Source organism: Croceicoccus bisphenolivorans, assembly GCF_001634625.1.
Taxonomy (GTDB): Bacteria; Pseudomonadota; Alphaproteobacteria; order Sphingomonadales; family Sphingomonadaceae; genus Croceicoccus; species Croceicoccus bisphenolivorans.
Map to the genome: position 1 here is coordinate 1 of NZ_LRSE01000023.1, position 16,548 is coordinate 16,548.

18 protein-coding genes are annotated in these 16,548 nt (G+C 64.1%); 8 read left to right on the top strand and 10 right to left on the bottom strand.

The window, feature by feature from the left end:
- The coding region (locus A7A77_RS16090) for a retroviral-like aspartic protease family protein (RefSeq protein ID WP_156500632.1) at positions 1-1,197 on the top strand (1,197 nt) is incomplete at its 5' end.
- 53 nt (positions 1,198-1,250) lie between these two features.
- Positions 1,251-3,071 carry an ABCB family ABC transporter ATP-binding protein/permease gene (locus A7A77_RS16095; RefSeq protein WP_066560680.1) on the top strand — a complete coding sequence of 607 codons (1,821 nt, stop codon included), beginning with the start codon at positions 1,251-1,253 and terminating at the stop codon, positions 3,069-3,071.
- Here A7A77_RS16095 and A7A77_RS16100 read toward each other — a convergent pair.
- Positions 3,008-3,475: a GFA family protein gene (locus A7A77_RS16100; RefSeq protein WP_066560682.1), complete on the bottom strand. Its 468-nt coding sequence runs from the start codon at positions 3,473-3,475 to the stop codon at positions 3,008-3,010. The two genes, A7A77_RS16095 and A7A77_RS16100, sit on opposite strands and share 64 nt — an antisense overlap.
- A 166-nt stretch (positions 3,476-3,641) precedes the next feature.
- Here A7A77_RS16100 and A7A77_RS16105 point away from each other — a divergent pair, with 166 nt between their 5' ends.
- The 3 genes from A7A77_RS16105 (at position 3,642) to A7A77_RS16115 (ending at position 7,476) form a co-directional block, all read left to right on the top strand.
- Positions 3,642-5,132, top strand: coding sequence for a SulP family inorganic anion transporter (locus A7A77_RS16105; RefSeq protein ID WP_066560737.1), 1,491 nt, complete (start codon positions 3,642-3,644; stop codon positions 5,130-5,132).
- A gap of 356 nt (positions 5,133-5,488) precedes the next feature.
- Positions 5,489-7,003: a PhoX family protein gene (locus A7A77_RS16110; protein ID WP_066560685.1), complete on the top strand. Its 1,515-nt coding sequence runs from the start codon at positions 5,489-5,491 to the stop codon at positions 7,001-7,003.
- A 2-nt stretch (positions 7,004-7,005) separates the two neighbouring features.
- Positions 7,006-7,476 carry a hypothetical protein gene (locus tag A7A77_RS16115; protein ID WP_066560690.1) on the top strand — a complete coding sequence of 157 codons (471 nt, stop codon included), beginning with the start codon at positions 7,006-7,008 and terminating at the stop codon, positions 7,474-7,476.
- On the opposite strand, the gene A7A77_RS16120 is transcribed toward A7A77_RS16115, so the two are convergent.
- From A7A77_RS16120 to A7A77_RS16135, 4 genes are read right to left on the bottom strand one after another with little or no spacing between them, the layout of a single operon-like run.
- On the bottom strand, positions 7,422-7,982 hold the full coding sequence (locus A7A77_RS16120) for an excalibur calcium-binding domain-containing protein (RefSeq protein WP_066560692.1): 561 nt from the start codon (positions 7,980-7,982) through the stop codon (positions 7,422-7,424). The two genes, A7A77_RS16115 and A7A77_RS16120, sit on opposite strands and share 55 nt — an antisense overlap.
- 55 nt (positions 7,983-8,037) lie before the next feature.
- On the bottom strand, positions 8,038-9,336 hold the full coding sequence (hslU, locus tag A7A77_RS16125) for an ATP-dependent protease ATPase subunit HslU (protein WP_066560694.1): 1,299 nt from the start codon (positions 9,334-9,336) through the stop codon (positions 8,038-8,040).
- A gap of 14 nt (positions 9,337-9,350) precedes the next feature.
- Positions 9,351-9,956 carry an ATP-dependent protease subunit HslV gene (gene hslV / locus A7A77_RS16130; protein WP_066560695.1) on the bottom strand — a complete coding sequence of 202 codons (606 nt, stop codon included), beginning with the start codon at positions 9,954-9,956 and terminating at the stop codon, positions 9,351-9,353.
- A gap of 46 nt (positions 9,957-10,002) precedes the next feature.
- The gene (locus A7A77_RS16135) at positions 10,003-10,500 is read right to left on the bottom strand and encodes an outer membrane protein assembly factor BamE (RefSeq protein ID WP_245638520.1); all 498 of its coding nucleotides are present in this window, start codon (positions 10,498-10,500) and stop codon (positions 10,003-10,005) included.
- A gap of 228 nt (positions 10,501-10,728) precedes the next feature.
- Between A7A77_RS16135 and A7A77_RS16140 the strand changes: the two genes are divergently transcribed.
- The 3 genes from A7A77_RS16140 to A7A77_RS16150 are packed head-to-tail and all read left to right on the top strand — an operon-like array spanning position 10,729 to position 12,217.
- Complete coding sequence (locus tag A7A77_RS16140; protein ID WP_066560740.1) at positions 10,729-11,244, top strand: ubiquinol-cytochrome C chaperone family protein; 516 nt, start codon at positions 10,729-10,731, stop codon at positions 11,242-11,244.
- Positions 11,241-11,753, top strand: a complete 513-nt coding sequence (locus A7A77_RS16145) for a YceD family protein (RefSeq protein WP_066560698.1) — start codon at positions 11,241-11,243, stop codon at positions 11,751-11,753. Before A7A77_RS16140 ends, A7A77_RS16145 begins: the two co-directional genes overlap by 4 nt.
- Entirely contained in the window at positions 11,750-12,217 is a 468-nt protein-coding gene (locus A7A77_RS16150) for a hypothetical protein (RefSeq protein WP_066560701.1), read from the top strand. Before A7A77_RS16145 ends, A7A77_RS16150 begins: the two co-directional genes overlap by 4 nt.
- A gap of 20 nt (positions 12,218-12,237) precedes the next feature.
- Here the strand turns inward: A7A77_RS16150 and ssb are convergent, their stop codons facing one another.
- From ssb to A7A77_RS16175, 5 genes are all read right to left on the bottom strand, one after another.
- Positions 12,238-12,792 (bottom strand): single-stranded DNA-binding protein, encoded by a 555-nt coding sequence (gene ssb, locus A7A77_RS16155; RefSeq protein ID WP_066560705.1) that lies wholly within the window; start codon positions 12,790-12,792, stop codon positions 12,238-12,240.
- 158 nt (positions 12,793-12,950) lie between these two features.
- On the bottom strand, positions 12,951-14,801 hold the full coding sequence (gene feoB, locus A7A77_RS16160) for a ferrous iron transporter B (protein ID WP_066560707.1): 1,851 nt from the start codon (positions 14,799-14,801) through the stop codon (positions 12,951-12,953).
- A gap of 13 nt (positions 14,802-14,814) precedes the next feature.
- On the bottom strand, positions 14,815-15,117 hold the full coding sequence (locus A7A77_RS16165; protein WP_066560715.1) for a FeoA family protein: 303 nt from the start codon (positions 15,115-15,117) through the stop codon (positions 14,815-14,817).
- 94 nt (positions 15,118-15,211) lie between these two features.
- A complete protein-coding gene (locus A7A77_RS16170) occupies positions 15,212-15,874 on the bottom strand; it encodes a COQ9 family protein (RefSeq protein ID WP_425388589.1) in 663 nt (220 codons plus the stop codon).
- Positions 15,875-15,883: 9 nt separating this feature from the next.
- Positions 15,884-16,510 (bottom strand): ankyrin repeat domain-containing protein, encoded by a 627-nt coding sequence (locus A7A77_RS16175; RefSeq protein WP_245638522.1) that lies wholly within the window; start codon positions 16,508-16,510, stop codon positions 15,884-15,886.
- Positions 16,511-16,548: the final 38 nt, after the last annotated feature.

A 16,548-nucleotide genomic window follows, 5' to 3' on the forward strand; every position in this document is an offset into this window, starting at 1 on the left:
GGACCACCAACGAGTCGGTCAACGGGTTTTTGCATTTTTCTTTCAAAGTGCTCGCCACTGTCACAGGTAAGTGGCGGAATTCCGCGGTTTCCGGTCCGAGTTTTCATTGAGGTGCAACCTTGGGCACCGTCTGGACGGCTTTCGACCACCGTTCGCGAAGGCCATTTTCCGCTGAAAATTCGCGATTCCGGTTCCGAAATGGTAATCTCGTGGCCGGGAGATGCCCTGATGGCGTTGATAAAGACCTATCTGACCGGAATCGCTTCGGCGATTCTCTTTCTGATTCCCTTACCGGCAGCCACTTGTCCGATCGGGGTTGTCGTCAGCGATGCGCAAGAACGGCAAGAGGAACCGGGTCAATCTTCCAACACGGACGAGAACGAACCGGATCGGCTTCAAGTTACAGAAGCGGAGCAGCGCCTGACGCTCCCGGTTGGCGTCGGAGATCACGGCACGTTCCAGTTCCTTGTCGACACGGGGTCGGAGGCGACGATGATCTCTCAGGAGATCGTCACCATGCTCGGTCTTTCCAGCAACGAGCGGCAGACTGTCGCTGCCTTGGGCGGGCAGGCGGATGCCCCCGCGGTGGTGATTGCTGAACTGACGGTCGGGAAGAGCAAGTTCACCGACTTGCCAGCTGCCGTGGCGTTGGAAGACAATATGGGGGCTTCGGGAATTCTCGGGATCGGCTCGCTAGCGGACCGCAGGATCGTACTGGATTTCAAAGCGCGAGAAATCCTGATCGAACCGTCGCGCTCACACATGAAAAGCGACGATGGCGTCATTCTCGTAAATGCCAGCCGCAATGCCAGCCGGCTCGTCATAAAGGAGGCTTCGCTCAACGGTCGCCCAGTCGATATCGTCATCGATACCGGGGCGGACTTTTCAATCGGCAACCCTGCGCTGGCTAAGGCACATGCCAAAAAGCTGATCAGGTCGGGTTCGGCCAGCTTCCTCGACGTGATGGGCAACCAGCATGACACCGAGGTTTTCGATGTCGGCAATTTGCAGATCGATTCCCTGCGGATAACGCATGCGCAGGCGGCTATCACCGACGCACCGGTTTTCGCACTCCTCGGACTCAAAGATCGGCCAGCCCTGTTGCTGGGTATGAATCACCTGAGGCTGTTCAAACGTGTGGCAGTCGATTTTCACAGCAAGCAGGTGGCCTTCGAACTGGAGGACGAGCGAGGCTAGCTTCACCGGCCGGTTGCACTGGTGATGCGCGGATGTATCCCTAAATACACGTCATGCCGCCAGACCATGCCTCACCCGAATCGATGAACGCCGCTGCTGACTGGAGCGTCCTCAAGCGCTTCGGCTCCTATCTTTGGCCGCGCGACGACGTTGCGCTGCGGCGCAGGATCGTCATTGCTATCGCCCTGGTCCTGCTGGCCAAGGCGACGACACTTGCCCTGCCCTTCGCTTACAAGATGGCAGTGGATGCCATGACGACCCCGTCAAACACGGCGGCGATGGCGGCGATGGCGCTTGTGGTCGCCTATGCCGCAGGGCGGTTCGGATCGGTCCTGTTCAACAACCTTCGCAATATCGCATTCGAGCGCGTCGGGCAGGACGCCACGCGCCATCTGGCCGAAGACGTGTTCTCGCGCCTCCACCGTCTGTCGCTGCGGTTCCACCTTTCCCGGCGCACCGGGGAAGTGACGAAGACGATCGAACGCGGGACGAAGTCCATCGACACGATGCTCTACTTCCTGCTGTTCAACATCGCGCCGACGATTATCGAACTGATCGCGGTGGCCGTCATCTTCTACCTCAATTTCGGGTGGCCGCTCGTCATCGCCACCGCGATCACCGTCGTCGCTTATGTCTATGTCACGCGCTGGATCACCGACTGGCGGACGACACTGCGGGCGCAGATGAACACGCTGGACGGACAGGCAATGTCGCGCGCGGTCGATTCGCTGCTGAACTACGAGACGGTGAAGTATTTCGGGGCCGAGCATCGAGAGCTGGAAAGATACGCACGCGCGACGCGCGCGTACGCGAAGGCTGCGGTGAAGAGCGAGAATTCGCTGGGCGCACTAAACATCGCGCAGGCCGTGATCATGAACCTGCTGATGGGCGGCGCGATGGCCTATACCGTCTGGGGCTGGAGCCAGGGGCGGCTGACGACCGGCGATCTGGTGCTGGTGAACACCTACCTCACCCAGCTGTTCCGCCCTCTCGACATGCTGGGCATGGTCTATCGCACCGTGCAGCAGGGGCTGATCGACATGGCAGCGATGTTCAAGTTGATGGACACGCCGGTCGAGGTTGCCGACGCTGCCGGCGCGCCCGCACTGGATATGCGGCGGCCCACGATCGTGTTCGACAAGGTCCGCTTCGGGTACGAGGATGACCGCGAGATCCTGCACGGCCTGACCTTCAACGTGGAGGCGGGAGAGCGCGTGGCCATCGTCGGCCCGTCCGGCGCCGGCAAGTCGACCATCGCGCGGCTGCTGTTCCGCTTCTACGATCCGCAGGGCGGGCGTATCCTGATTTCGGGCAAGGACATCCGCACCGTGACGCAGGACAGCCTGCGCCGCCACATCGGCGTCGTGCCGCAGGATAGCGTGCTGTTCAACGACACCATCGGTTACAACATCGCCTATGGCCGTGAAGGTGCGACCCGCGGGGAGATCGAGGCGGCCGCCAAGGGTGCGGCGATCGCCGATTTCATCGAACGCCTTCCGCAAGGGTACGAGACGGAAGTGGGCGAACGCGGGCTGAAGCTGTCGGGCGGAGAGAAACAGCGCGTGGCCATTTCGCGAACCCTGCTCAAAAACCCGGAGATCATCCTGTTCGACGAAGCGACGAGCGCTCTCGACACCCGTACGGAACAGGACATCCTCGCCACGATGCGCGCCGTTGCGAAAGACCGCACGACCCTGACCATCGCACACCGCCTGTCGACCGTCGCGGATGCCGACCGCATCCTGGTGCTTGATCATGGCAGGTTGGCCGAAAGCGGAAGCCATGGCGAATTGCTGCGGCTCGGCGGGCTCTATGCCGAGATGTGGGCGCGGCAGGCGAACGAAGCAGAGGATCTCGACGCCGCTGCCGAATGAGCGTCAATCCATGCCGGGAAAACGGTCGAACTTGGGAGCGAATCGACACCCGCTTCCCACGGCAGGGCCTCGATCATCATGATGTGCCCTTCCGGTGCGAAGTCGCCGGCCCGGTCCAGCGTTACGCTCTGTATGTCGACCAGTCCGGGCAGGGCAGCCTCGTTGAAGTAGAACAGGCCGGTGCCGCAGGTCGGGCAGAAATGCCGCTCAACGCCTTCGGAAGAATGGTACACGGTTGGCTCGCCCTTGGTGACGGTCAGCCCTTCGGATTTGAAGGCAATCCACGGCACCGGCGTCGCCCCGGCGCAGCGGCGGCAGTCGGAACAATGGCACAGGCCATGATGCTCGACCTCGCCGGCAACGCTGTAACGAACCGATCCGCAGTGACAGCCGCCTTCGAGCATCCATCTTCTCCCTTTTTCCCGCAACAGGGTGCCAAATTATCCCGCGCCGGCAAGTGCATGGCGGCCGAGGGTTGCATTTTGCGGTCAGCACAGGCAGTTCGCACGTGCAGCAAATGCGACGGATGGCATGTCCGTCGACGCGAAGACACAGCGGAAAGACGAAGCCATGACCCTGCCCGGTGCGCTGAAGCGCGACTGGTTTTCCAACCCGCGCGCCGACATCCTTGCCGGGATCGTGGTCGCGCTGGCCCTCATTCCCGAAGCGATCGGCTTCTCGATCATCGCGGGCGTCGATCCGCGGGTCGGGCTCTATGCCTCTGTCGCGATTGCCATCGTGATTTCGTTCACGGGCGGAAGGCCAGGCATGATTTCGGCGGCGACGGCAGCGGTGGCAGTGCTGGTGGTTCCACTGGTGCGCGACCATGGCGTCGAATACCTGTTCGCCGCGACGATCCTGATGGGCCTGTTCCAGATCGTGGCCGGCGTGCTCAGGCTCGACCTGCTGATGCAGTTCGTTTCGCGCTCTGTCATCACCGGCTTCGTCAACGCGCTCGCCATCCTGATCTTCATGGCCCAGCTGCCGCAGCTGATCGGCGTATCATGGCATACTTACGCACTGATCGCGGGCGGTCTTGCCATCATCTACCTGCTGCCCCGCGTGACGAAGGCCGTGCCATCCCCGCTGGTGGCAATCCTCGTACTCTCTGCCATCTCGATCCCGATGGGCCTGCCGGTGAACACGGTGGGCGACATGGGACAGTTGCCTGAGGGCCTGCCCAGCCTCGTCCTGCCCAACGTGCCGCTGACGTGGGAAACGCTGCAGATCATCGCGCCCTATTCGGCGGCGATGGCGGCGGTCGGCCTGCTCGAATCGCTGCTGACCGCGCAGATCGTGGACGACATGACCCACACCGATTCGAACAAGCAGCGCGAATGCGGCGGACAGGGCGTGGCCAATATCGCCGCATCGCTCGTCGGCGGCATGGGCGGCTGCGCGATGATCGGCCAGTCGGTCATCAACGTGACAAGCGGCGGGCGCACCCGGCTTTCGACGCTGACCGCAGGTGTCGTGCTGCTGGTCCTGCTGGCCGCGCTCGGCCCCTTCGTGGGGCAGATCCCGATGCCAGCGCTGGTCGCCGTGATGATCATGGTCTCGATCGGCACGTTCAGCTGGAACTCCATCCCCAACCTGCGCCACCATCCGTGGCCGTCTTCGGTGGTCATGCTGACGACCGTGGTGATGGTCGTCGCCACACACGACCTTTCCATCGGCGTGCTGTCGGGCGTGCTGCTGTCGGGCATCTTCTTTGCAGGCAAGGTGCAGCGCATGTTCTCTGTCGACCGCACCCGGGAAGAAGCGCAGGCCGTCTACCGCGTCGAAGGCCAGATCTTCTTCGCCAGCGTGGACAGGTTCCAGCGCGCTCTCGGCCCCGAATCGGCCCAGCCCGATCCGGCAGACCATGTCGTGATCGACGTGACGCGCGCGCACTTCTGGGACATTTCCGCCGTCGGCGCGCTGGACAAGGTGGTGGACAGGATGCGCCGCAACGGGCGCAGCGTTCAGGTCATCGGCCTCAATACCGCCAGCGCCGATCTGGTCGACCGCTATGCCCTGACCGACAAGACCGGGGTGGAGATCGGCCTCGCCCCGCATTGATGGCGGCCATCGGTGCGACAGGGTGACAAAGGTGACACCCTGTCACCNATCACCCCGTAGAACCCGCATGGACGCGGGCTTTCCGCCTGTCCGTTGCGGGTTACAGGTGGTGGCCGGGAGACGGCGCCGGAATATAACAATGGCAAAGAACGGCACGCATCATGACGCCGCGATACCGTGTAGGAAAACGGTTTCGACACAAGTCAGTTATGTTGCCGTACCATGACTGAAATGACCGATCACGGTCACACCCGCATCACACGCGGGACCGCAAAGAGTCACTCCCCGCATCTAGGTAAACCTCGCCTTAATGAGGCGGCCGGGGGGCCGTCCTTCAATCGGTGAAGGAGTTACAGATGCAGATCGATTCAATGAACCGCCGCGCGCTTCTGCGCGGATCGGCAACAGCAGGTGCGTTCACGGCGCTGGGCGGCGTTCTCGGCGGCCTGATGTCCCGCCAGGCGATGGCCGCGCACGGTGACGGCCAGCTCGTCCCGGCCGCCAGCCCCTATGGCGCCGTTTTCCCGACGAAGGACCAGGAAACCGGTCTCGAACTGCTGAAGCTGCCGCGCGGCTTCACTTATCGTTCGATGAGCTGGAGCGGCGACCTCATGACCGACGGCAGCACCGTACGCGGCGTGCATGACGGCATGGGCGTCGTTTCCGTCGGCGGCAAGGGTGGGCAGGACACGTTCCTGATCCGCAACCACGAACTGCGTCCGCTCGGCACTCTGCTTCCCGCTCCGGGCAAGTACGACACCAACCTTCAGAACGGCGCCTATGTCGCCGGCGGCTGCGACGTCCTGCGCGTGCGCAACGGCAAGCTGATCGAACACTACCCGACGCTGGGCGGCACTTCCACCAACTGCGCCGGCGGCGTAACGCCGTGGGGCACGTGGCTGACGTGCGAGGAAACGACCTACGACGGCCGTTCGGCTGGCGGCCTTAAGCACGGTTATGTCTTCGAATGCTCGATCGACCCCACGGAAACGACCGGCCAGCCGATCGTCGGCATGGGCCGCTTCGCGCATGAAGCCGTCGCCGTCGATCCGGTCACCGGCTACGTCTACCAGACCGAAGACAACCGTAACCGTTCGGGCCTCTATCGCTACAAGCCCAACAACAAGCCCGCTGGCTACGGCGCACTGGCGCAGGGTGGACAGCTTCAGGCCGCAAAGATCGTCGGCGTCGATGGCGCGATGATCACCGCTCTGGGCGGTGCCAACGCTGTGAACTCTGTGGGCGACGTGCTGCAGGTCGAATGGGTCGATCTGGACAATCCCGATGCCGATCCCTCGGGCGGCGCTTCGGGCCCCTACCTCGAAGCCGTCAGCAAGGGCGCGCTTACGATGAGCCGCGGCGAAGGCATCTGGCACCATGGCGACAGCTTCGCCATCGTCGACACCGCCTTCGGTCGTGACAGCTCGGGCCGCGACGGTCGCGGTCTCGGTTCGGTCTGGATCTACACGCCGGATACCTCGAACCCGGCGCGCGGCACGCTCACCCTGCTCTATGCGGCAGCGGCGCGCGTTGCCGGCAACAACCCGGACAACATCACCTACTCGCCGCGCGGCGGCATCGTGACTTGCGACGACGGTGACGACGTGGATGACGGTTTCGGCGCAGGCCAGCGTCTGATGGGCTACACCGATCACGGCGAAGCCTACATCCTTGCCAAGAGCAACGTGATCCTGAGCGATGGCGACATCGCGGGCATGAACCGTACCGGTCAGTTCTCTGCCGACGACTATCGCGGCAGCGAATTCTGTGGTGCGTGCTTCGATCCTTCGGGCGAAACGCTGTTCGTGAACGTGCAGTCCCCGGGCATCACGTTCGCGATCCGCGGCCCCTGGGCTGCCGGCAACCTCTGATCATGAAACGGACCCATGCCGGACTGGCGCTGCTGGCGGGAGTGGCTGTTATCGCCGCGCTCGTCATGCTGTCCGGCATGGGTTCCGGCAACATGGACGGGCGCGGGCACGGCTTCGTCCTCCTGCCCGAAAGCGGTGACCCGTCGCGGCCCGGCGCTGTTCGATCAACGGACAGTCCGGGCAGCGCGGGCGCCACGCTGGGCCGCGAATTCGCCATGGGGCTGGACCTTGCGGTGAAATCCGCCGGTCCGGGCAACAGCGGCTATGTCATCACCCCGCGCAGCGATGCCGGTTCCCTCACCCGCCACAAATTGCGGGTCGGCGATATCGTGATGGACATGGACGGCCGCCCGCTGGACGCTGGCCGGATCAAGTCCCTGCCCGACGAACTGGGCCAGCTGGACGCGGTCGAGGTGAGCTACATGCGCAACGGCCAGTGGCGCAACGAACTGGTGACGTTCGACCGGCCATAAAAACGCCGTTCGCAAGCAATCCCGTCGCGATCGCTGTCAAGCTGCGGGCGATAGCCGGGTTCTCCCTTGGCAATCGGGTAAGTCCCTGCTTTGCGAGCATCGGCACAGCGGCTCCAATAGTCGCCCGGCTGCGGCGAGCGCGCTCTTGCGAGGCCCGTTGCCACGGCGAAGTGACGCAATTCCTCGAAATCGCCGGTTTCGATGGCGGTGCTCCCCAAGCCACCCATCAGGCCGAGCACAACCGCACCCAACAGGACCGCAACGATAGAACGAACTTTACGGTGGCCCCATCGCCTTGCCCGGATCGGACGTTTGCGCAGGAAACGAGGTGTGGCCGATGCGTGCCTCTGGCCGGCCGCAACAGGTTTGCGCTCAGGCGTTGGCACCAGCCGAAGCTTGCCTGCCTTCCCCGTCGAAGCCGGCGCAGGCAGCCTATCCGCCCGCCTTTGCATATAGGCAGGGTCAGGCTTGATCGGCACGGCCCTGAACGGCTTCTTGAACCTCATTCCACCCGCCTAGCCGAAGGCGGTTAAGATCGGCTTATGCGGATGACTCGGCTCGCTAGAGGATATACTTCGACAGGTCCGCGTCGCCGGCCAGTTCGCCCAGCTTCTCGCGCACGTATGCCCTGTCGATTGTCACCGTCGTGCCGGTGCGCTCCTCGGCGTCGAAGCTGACTTCTTCCAACAGCTTTTCCATTACCGTCTGAAGCCTGCGGGCACCGATATTCTCGACCGATTCGTTCACTTGCGCGGCAGTCGCGGCGATTTCCTGAATGGCATCGGGCTGGAAATCCAGCGTGACTTCCTCCGTCGCGATCAGCGCCTTGTACTGTTCGACAAGGTTCGCCCGCGTTTCCGACAGGATGCGGATGAAATCCTCTTCGGTCAGCGCGCGCAGTTCGACGCGGATCGGCAACCGGCCCTGCAATTCGGGCAGCATGTCGCTGGGCTTCGACACGTGGAACGCGCCGGACGCAATGAAGAGGATGTGATCGGTCTTCATCGGGCCATACTTGGTGGCAACCGTCGTCCCCTCGATCAGCGGCAGCAGGTCGCGCTGCACGCCTTCGCGGGAGACCGAACCGCCGCGCACGTCGGACACGGCGATCTTGTCGATCTCGTCCAGGAAAACGATGCCATTATGCTCTGCATTCTGCAGTGCGACGCGGGCGACGTCGTCCTGATCCATGCGCTTTTCGGATTCCTCGTCGACCAGCTTGTCCCAGGCCTGCGCCACGGTCAGCTTGCGGCGCTTCATCTTCTGCCCGCCGAACGCCTTGCCCATCATGTCCGACAGGTTGATCATGCCCACGTTGCCGCCCATGCCGGGCAGCTCCATGTTCATGTTCGGCTGGTCCTCCACCTCGATCTCGATTTCCTTGTCGTTGAGGTGGTTGTCGACGACGCGCTGGCGGAAGCTTTCGCGCGTCGCCTCGCTGGCGGAATCGCCGACAAGCGCGTCGAGCAGCCGCTTCATCGCGGCGGCACTGGCGGCTTCGCGCACGGCCTCGCGACGGCGGTCCTTTTCCAGCCGGATAGCTTCTTCGGCCAAGTCGCGGGCGATCTGTTCGACGTCGCGGCCGACATAGCCGACTTCGGTGAACTTGGTCGCTTCCACCTTCACGAAAGGTGCATCGGCCAGCTTGGCAAGGCGGCGACTGATCTCGGTCTTGCCGCAGCCGGTGGGGCCGATCATCAGAATGTTCTTGGGCGTAACCTCGTCACGCAGCTCGTCCTTCAGACGCTGGCGGCGCCAGCGGTTGCGCAGGGCAACGGCAACGGCGCGCTTGGCGTCCTTCTGGCCGACGATATGTTCGTCGAGGGCGGCAACAATGGCCTTGGGGGTCAGGTTCTTCATGTTGGTCTTTTCGATCAGGATTCGACGGATTCGAGCGTCACGTTGGCGTTCGTGAAGACACAGATGTCGGCGGCGACCTGCATCGCCTTGCGCGCGATCACTTCGGGGTCTTCCTCGTAATCGACCAGTGCGCGAGCGGCGGACAGGGCGTAGTTGCCGCCCGATCCGATCGCCGTCACCATTGTCCCGTTTGGGCCGCCTTCGGGTTCCAGCACGTCGCCATTGCCGGTGATGACCAGCAGGACATCGGCGTCGGCCACGATCATCAGCGCCTCAAGATTGCGCAGGTACTTGTCGGTCCGCCAGTCCTTGGCCAGTTCGACCGCGGCGCGCATGAGCTGGCCGCGATACTGCTCCAGCTTGCGTTCAAGCCTGTCGAACAGGGTAAAGGCATCGGCAGTCGCGCCAGCGAAACCGGCGATGACCTTGCCCTTTTCGGGGCCACCTTCGCCAAGCCGGCGCACCTTGCGCGCATTGGGCTTCATCACGGTGTTGCCCATCGACACCTGCCCGTCGCCAGCGATGACGGTCTTGCCGCCGCGCTTCACGCCGATGATGGTGGTGCCGTGCCACGGGGTAAGTCCGTGGGCCGAAGAGTTGTAATGCGAATTTCCGTCCATGGCCGCGATATGGGATCGCGGGCCACGGGTTCAATATCGGACGGAATCAGCTTCCGTTCGACCCGCCCGCAGCGCCGCCCATACCGCCTGCGCCGACCGCGCCGATATTGCCGAACAGATCCTGCAGGAAGCCGCGATGGCGACCCAGCGTCGGCGTCTTGTCGCCATCGGGGTTGATGTCGCGCACATCATCGATGGTGGCGTTCGTGACCGATGCGACATTGCCCGCGCTGTCAAAGGCGATCTTCAGCACCTTGTGATCCTCGATCTCCGGCTGGCCAAAGATGCGCTGTTCGGTCGTGCTCGATACATAGTACCAGACCGGATCGCCGAACTGGCTGGCGAAGCTTGGCTGGCCCAGCGTGCCCTGCACCGATTCCCGGTTGTCGAGGCCGGGCGTGACCGCGCCGGTCAGGACGGGATCGGCAATATAGCCGCGCCGGTCCTTGATAGAGGTGCAGCCGCCCAGCATCGCCGGAACGAGAACGGCGACCAGCGCCGCCTTCAGAGCAGTGGAACCCATGTTGCGGTCAATTCGGGCCATCGTGTCTCTATGCGCCTTTTGCCAATGCCTGCTTGCACCTATATCGCCCGGCAACGGACGTCATGCGGGCGAAGCTTTCGAGCCAGTGCCTTAATGACAGTCCGCCCGGCACACAAGGCATGCCGGCGGCGCGCTGTGCAAACGCGGTGCTGGCGGCGTGGCCCCAACGGGTTTAATCTGTGATGAATGGCGACCTGCCGCAGCGGGTCGCACGGAATGGACATTGCCATGCGACTGCTCGAACGCCTGTTTCCCTCTTCCCGCCCATCCGGCGATCTCGTCGACCTGTGGCACCGCGTCGTCGCCATCGCTCGCGAGGAGCACTGGTACGCGGATCGCGATGTTGCCGACAGCGTGGAGGGCCGGTTCGACATGGTTACGGCAGTCACCGCGCTGGTGATCCTGCGGCTGGAGAAAGAGGGCGACGGCGAAGGCGCGGCACGCCTTACCGAACTTTTCATCGACGACATGGACGGGCAACTGCGCGAGGCAGGGGTCGGCGATCTGGTAGTCGGCAAATCGATGGGCAAGCTGGTCAGCGCGCTGGGCGGGCGGATCGGCGCCTATCGCGACGGTCTTGCCGCCAGTGACGATGCCCTGCTGACGCAAGCGGCGGAGCGCAACGTGACGCGCAGCGCAGATGCCGGTTCCGCCCTGCCGCTGGCACAAGGGCTGCGCGCCCTGTGGGCCGATATTCTGGCCGCGCCTTACGAACGCCTGCTGAAAGGGGAGATCGCGCGATGACCCACGAACTGTCCGAACTTTCGCGCTGGGTCGCGGTGCGACAGTCCGAAGGCCGCGAAATCGAAGTAATTGCCGATGCGGCGGAGCGCGAGCGACTGGCCGAACGGTTCGACCTCGTCCGCGTCGATTCGCTGGAGGCGAAGGTCCTTATCGGCAAGGACGGCGCGGCGATCACCGCCAACGGGCGGCTGACCGCATCGTTCGTCCAGTCCTGCGCCGTTTCGGGCGAGGACCTGCCTGCGGAAATCGACGAACCGCTCGCCCTGCGTTTCGTGCCGGGCACGGTCGAAGCCGCGCCGGACGAGGAAATCGAGCTGGAAGCGGGCGACTGCGACGAGATCTACTTCGAAGGTGACCGCTTCGACATTGGCGAGGCAGTGGCGCAAAGCCTTGCCCTTGCCATAGACCCCTTCGCCACCGGCCCCGAAGCGGAACGCATCCGCCGCGAAGTCGGGCTGGCCGAACCGCAAAAGGAAAACCCCTTCGCCGCGCTCAAGGGATTGCAGTGAAGCGCTTTACCGGCGCGGCCATGCTGTTGCTGATAGCGGGTTGCGCTACTCCGCAACCGGTGCGCGATGCCGCCAGCCTTGACGGGCCGTTGCCGGAAATGCTGGTGCGCCTGCCGCCGGCGGAAGGCTCTCCCGAAATCATGTTGCTGGCAGGGTTTGGCGGCACGATCGACCTGTCGGGCGACTGTGTGACGGTTGTCATGGCGCATGACGGGGCGCGGCAAGTGCCGATATTCTACACCGGCACCACGATAGGGCGCGATTCGAACGGGCTCTACCTGCGCGACAGGGAAACGGCGGATGTGTTCCGCAGCGGCGATGCATTTTCAGGCGGAGGCGGCTTTATTTCGCAGGACATCCTGAACGAGAAGCGCTTCTACGCCGCATCGCCCGGCCCGGCCTGCCGCAATGCGGCGGCAGGGGGCGTGGTCAGTATCAATCCGGGGATGCGGCACGCACCCTGAAGGGCCGTGCCGCCGCTTGATCAGAACGGGATATCGTCGTCCAGATCGTCGTAGCCGCCACCGGAACTGCCGCCCGAACCGCCCGACGATCCGCCGCCCTGGTTCCAACCGCCGGAAGACCCGCCGGAGCTGCCGCCACCCTGGTTCCAACCGCCGCCCGAACCACTGCCGGACGACTGGCCACCGCCCCAATCACCGCCACCGCCGCCGCGGTTGCCGCCCTGCGCGCCATCCAGCATGGTCATCACGCCGCCCATGCCGCCGACCGAGATTTCCGTCGTGTAACGGTCGTTGCCGTTCTGGTCCTGCCACTTGCGGGTCCGCAGCTGGCCTTCGATATAGACCTTGCTGCCCTTGCGCAGGAATCGTTCGACCACGCCGACTAGTCCTTCGGAATTGATGACGACCGAGTGCCATTCGGTCCGTTCCTTGCGTTCGCCCGTCTGCCGGTCTTTCCAGCTTTCCGAAGTCGCGATGCGCAGGTTGGCGATACGGCCGCCGTTCTGGAACGACTTGATTTCGGGATCCGCGCCGAGGTTGCCGATCAGCATGACCTTGTTGAGTGAGCCGGCCATTTTCTCTCCGCCTGAATGGAATGGATGGGCGCGGCGCCGGAAAGGGCGCGCCCGAAGGTGATTCTGTTCAAGGGATATAGGACCCGGCCTCTGCCCACGCCAATGGGCGCAGGCGCGATTCGCCGCGCTTATCTACAACTGCGCCGCGAAAGGCGGTGTCAGAGTCCGGCGGCGGTCGCGATCCAGAACGTGGCGCCCGCGGCAAGATAGGCAAGGCCGAACAGGTAGGCGAGCATGAACGCGGGCCATTTCCAGCCGTTCGTTTCGCGCCGCGCCACCGCGATCGTCGACAGGCACTGCGGCGCAAAGACGAACCATGCCAGGAACGACAGCGCCATCGGCAATGTCCAGTCCCGCGCCAGCTGCACGCCCAGCGCCTCTGCCGCTTCGTCCTCGTCTTCCGCAGCAACGGCATATGTCGTGGCGAGCGAGGAGACGGCGACTTCGCGCGCGGCCATGGCGGGGATCAGCGCCAGCGCCATGTCGCGGTTGAAGCCGATGGGTTCGACCACCACGGCCAGCCCGTTGGCTATCTTGCCCGCAAACGATGCATCCACCTGGCTTTCGCCGGGGCGCGCCTGCGGGAAGGACAGCAGCAGCCACAGCACGACGGTAACGGTAAAGATGATCGTGCCCGCGCGGCGCAGGAAGATCCACGCGCGCTGCCACAGGCCGATGGCGATATCCTTGGCGCGCGGCCACTGATAACGCGGAAGCTCCATGATAAAGCCCGACGCCTGCCCCTTGGCCACCGAACGGCGCAGGACCAGCGCCACCACCATCGCACCGACGATTCCGGCGACATAGAGGGCAAAGAGGATGAGGCCCTGCAAACCGATGCCGGGCCCGACCTTGGTGGCCGGAATGAAGGCGGCGATGATCACAGCATAGACCGGCAGGCGCGCCGAACAGGTCATCATCGGCGCGATCAGGATCGTCGTCAGCCGGTCCTTCGGGTCGGAAATGCTGCGCGTCGCCATGATGCCCGGAATGGCGCAGGCGAAGCTGGAGAGCAGCGGAATGAAGCTGCGCCCCGAAAGGCCCACGCCGGCCATCAACCGGTCCATCAGGAAGGCGGCACGCGCCATGTATCCCGTCGCTTCCATCACGAGGATGAAGAAGAACAGGATCACGATCTGCGGCAGGAAGACGACGACCGAGCCGACACCGGCCAGCACGCCCTCTGTCAGCGCATCGCGCAACAGGCCTGCAGGCAGGTAGGTGACTGCCGCTTCGGACAATGCACCCACGCCCGCGTCCAGCGCGTCGGCAAACGGGGTCGCCCATGCGAACACCGCCTGAAATACGACGAACAGCAGCGCGAACAGGATCGGCGGCCCCGCCCACGGGTGCAGCAACAGCTTGTCCAGCCCGCGATGCAGCCGGCGGTGGCTGGTTTCGGAAATGATCGCGCCCTTGGCCATGGCCCGCGCGCTGACGCGGCGTTCCACCATGTCGACGTGGGCGGGCAGAGGCGCATGATCGGGATGATGTTCGACTACGTTCCCGATAGCGGCGGCAATATCCGGCAAACCCCGACGGCGCACGGCTACGGTTTCGATCACCGGCACGCCAAGCGCTTCTTCCAGCGCCTTGGCATCGAGCACCAGCCCGTCACGCGCCGCAAGGTCGATCATGTTCAGCGCCACGACCGTCGGGCGGCCCAGCGCGATGATTTCCTGCGCGAAGACGAGGTGTTGTTCCAGATTGTTGGCATCGAGCACGACGATCAGTGCATCGGGCTGGCGCTGCCCTTCCTGATGGCCGAGCACGACGTCGCGTGTCACCGCCTCGTCAGGGCTGGTCGGATCCAGCGAATAGGAACCGGGCAGGTCGAGCAGTTCGGCAGGCGCGCCGTTTGCCAGCAGCATTCGCCCGGCCTTCCGCTCCACCGTGACGCCGGGATAGTTGGCGATTTTCTGGCGCGCGCCGGTCAGCGCGTTGAACAGCGCGCTTTTCCCCGCATTGGGGTTGCCGACAAGAGCGACGGTAAGCGGCCCCTTGGTCATTCAGCGCACCATTTCATTTTGCGGATCCGAAGTCCTGTGCCGGGTGGACAGTCTCTTCCCCCGCATCCTCCACCGCGATGGCAAGGGCGTGTTCGCGCCGCAGCGCGACAGTCATCCGCCCGATTTCCACCGCCAGCGGATCGCGCCCGGCGAAGATACCGCGATGGGCGAGTTTCAGCACGGCACCGCGGTCAATGCCAAGGGCGTGCAGACGGCGCGCCTCACCGCTTTCGAGCCGGTCCCAGTCGACCGACACGACGCGCACGGCGGTGCCGAGCGGCTGGTCTGCAAGGTTGGAAACGCTGTCCTGTTCCATAGGAACGAGCGGTTCGCACAAAGCGTGCGACTTTGCAACTCATTCTCAATAATTGATCGAGATCAAGTTGCACAGCCGCCAAACGGCGCCCGATTCACGATGCCGGATAGCGCAAACGGCCCATCAGGCGGGCAATGCTGAAATGCTCCCGCTCCCCGCCTGTCAGCCGCGCCTTGGCCTTGCCGAAACGGACCACGTCTTCCAGCCTGCGGTCGAGGAATGCGTATGTTTCCGCCTGCCCCGCGCTATCATCATCCACCAGCACGGCCAGCGTCGCGGCATAGATCGAGGCGAGGATCGCCCGCTTCGAATAGTGGTTGAAATCGGTGGCCGTGTCGCCGGCCATCCGCCACATCAGGTCCGCCGCCTGCCAGCTCAGCCTTGCCGAACGCACCGCGTTTTTGGGCAGCGCCATCACCGCCAGCGCACGGCGCAGCGATTCGCGGCGCTGGGCCGCCTGTTCGATGCGGAAGACGAGCAGCGCCTTGATCCGCGCGGTGAACCCCATCTGGGCCAGCACGTCAGCGGGAAGCGCCTCTACCATGGCGCGATCGACCGTGGCGATCCACGCCGCGATCATGTCCATCGGCCCGCCGGGAAAGGCCAGCCGCGCCACATCGGGATCGAGACCGTGCATTTCCGCGGCGGAAGCAATCGCCAGATCGGTCCAGCCGTCGAAAACGGCGGCATCGGCGACGGCAGGGGCGAGCGCCTGCGCCATCTCCTCCAGCGTCATTTCGGAAAAATCGGTCTGCATGGTCATGCCTTAACGCATGGCCGGGCCGTATGTGCCGCCCTTGCCCGCTTTGGCGTCCCGCGCCTCGATCGCGGACAGAACGCCGCTGGTGCGCCCGTCCAGCGTGGCATAGTCGCGCGCGCTGCGGCCGGAATTGTCCGACTTGTCCGGGTCCGCACCCTTTTCCATCAGCAGCTTCGCCATGTCGCCATCCTTCAGGTGCGTGGCAAGGATAAGCGGCGTTTCGCCGGTGGAGCTGGTTTCATCCACGTTCGCGCCCGCATCGGCCAATGCCTCGATCCCCTCAAGGAATCGCAGCGATGTCGCCAGTTCCAGCGGGGTCACGCCCTTGGCATCCCGCACGTTCGGGTTGGCATGCTGTTGCAGCAGGAAGTTCACCCAGACGAGGTCCCGCCGCTGCACCACGATGTGAAGCGCGCTTTCCCCGCTGGAGATGTCGCGCGTGTTCACGATCGTCGTGCCCGGTTCGGACAGCGCCTTCGTCACGGCGTCGCCATCACGCTTCTTGATCGCCTCCAGGAACTTGTACCCGTCGGAAAACTGCGCTGCTGCCGGAACGGCGATGCCAAGAGCGGCACCGGCCAATGCCAGTGCAACCGCGCGACCCATCATGCGAACCAATTTCTGACCCTTCATATTCGTTTGCGCCTGTTCGGTGCCCCTACCCCGCAAGC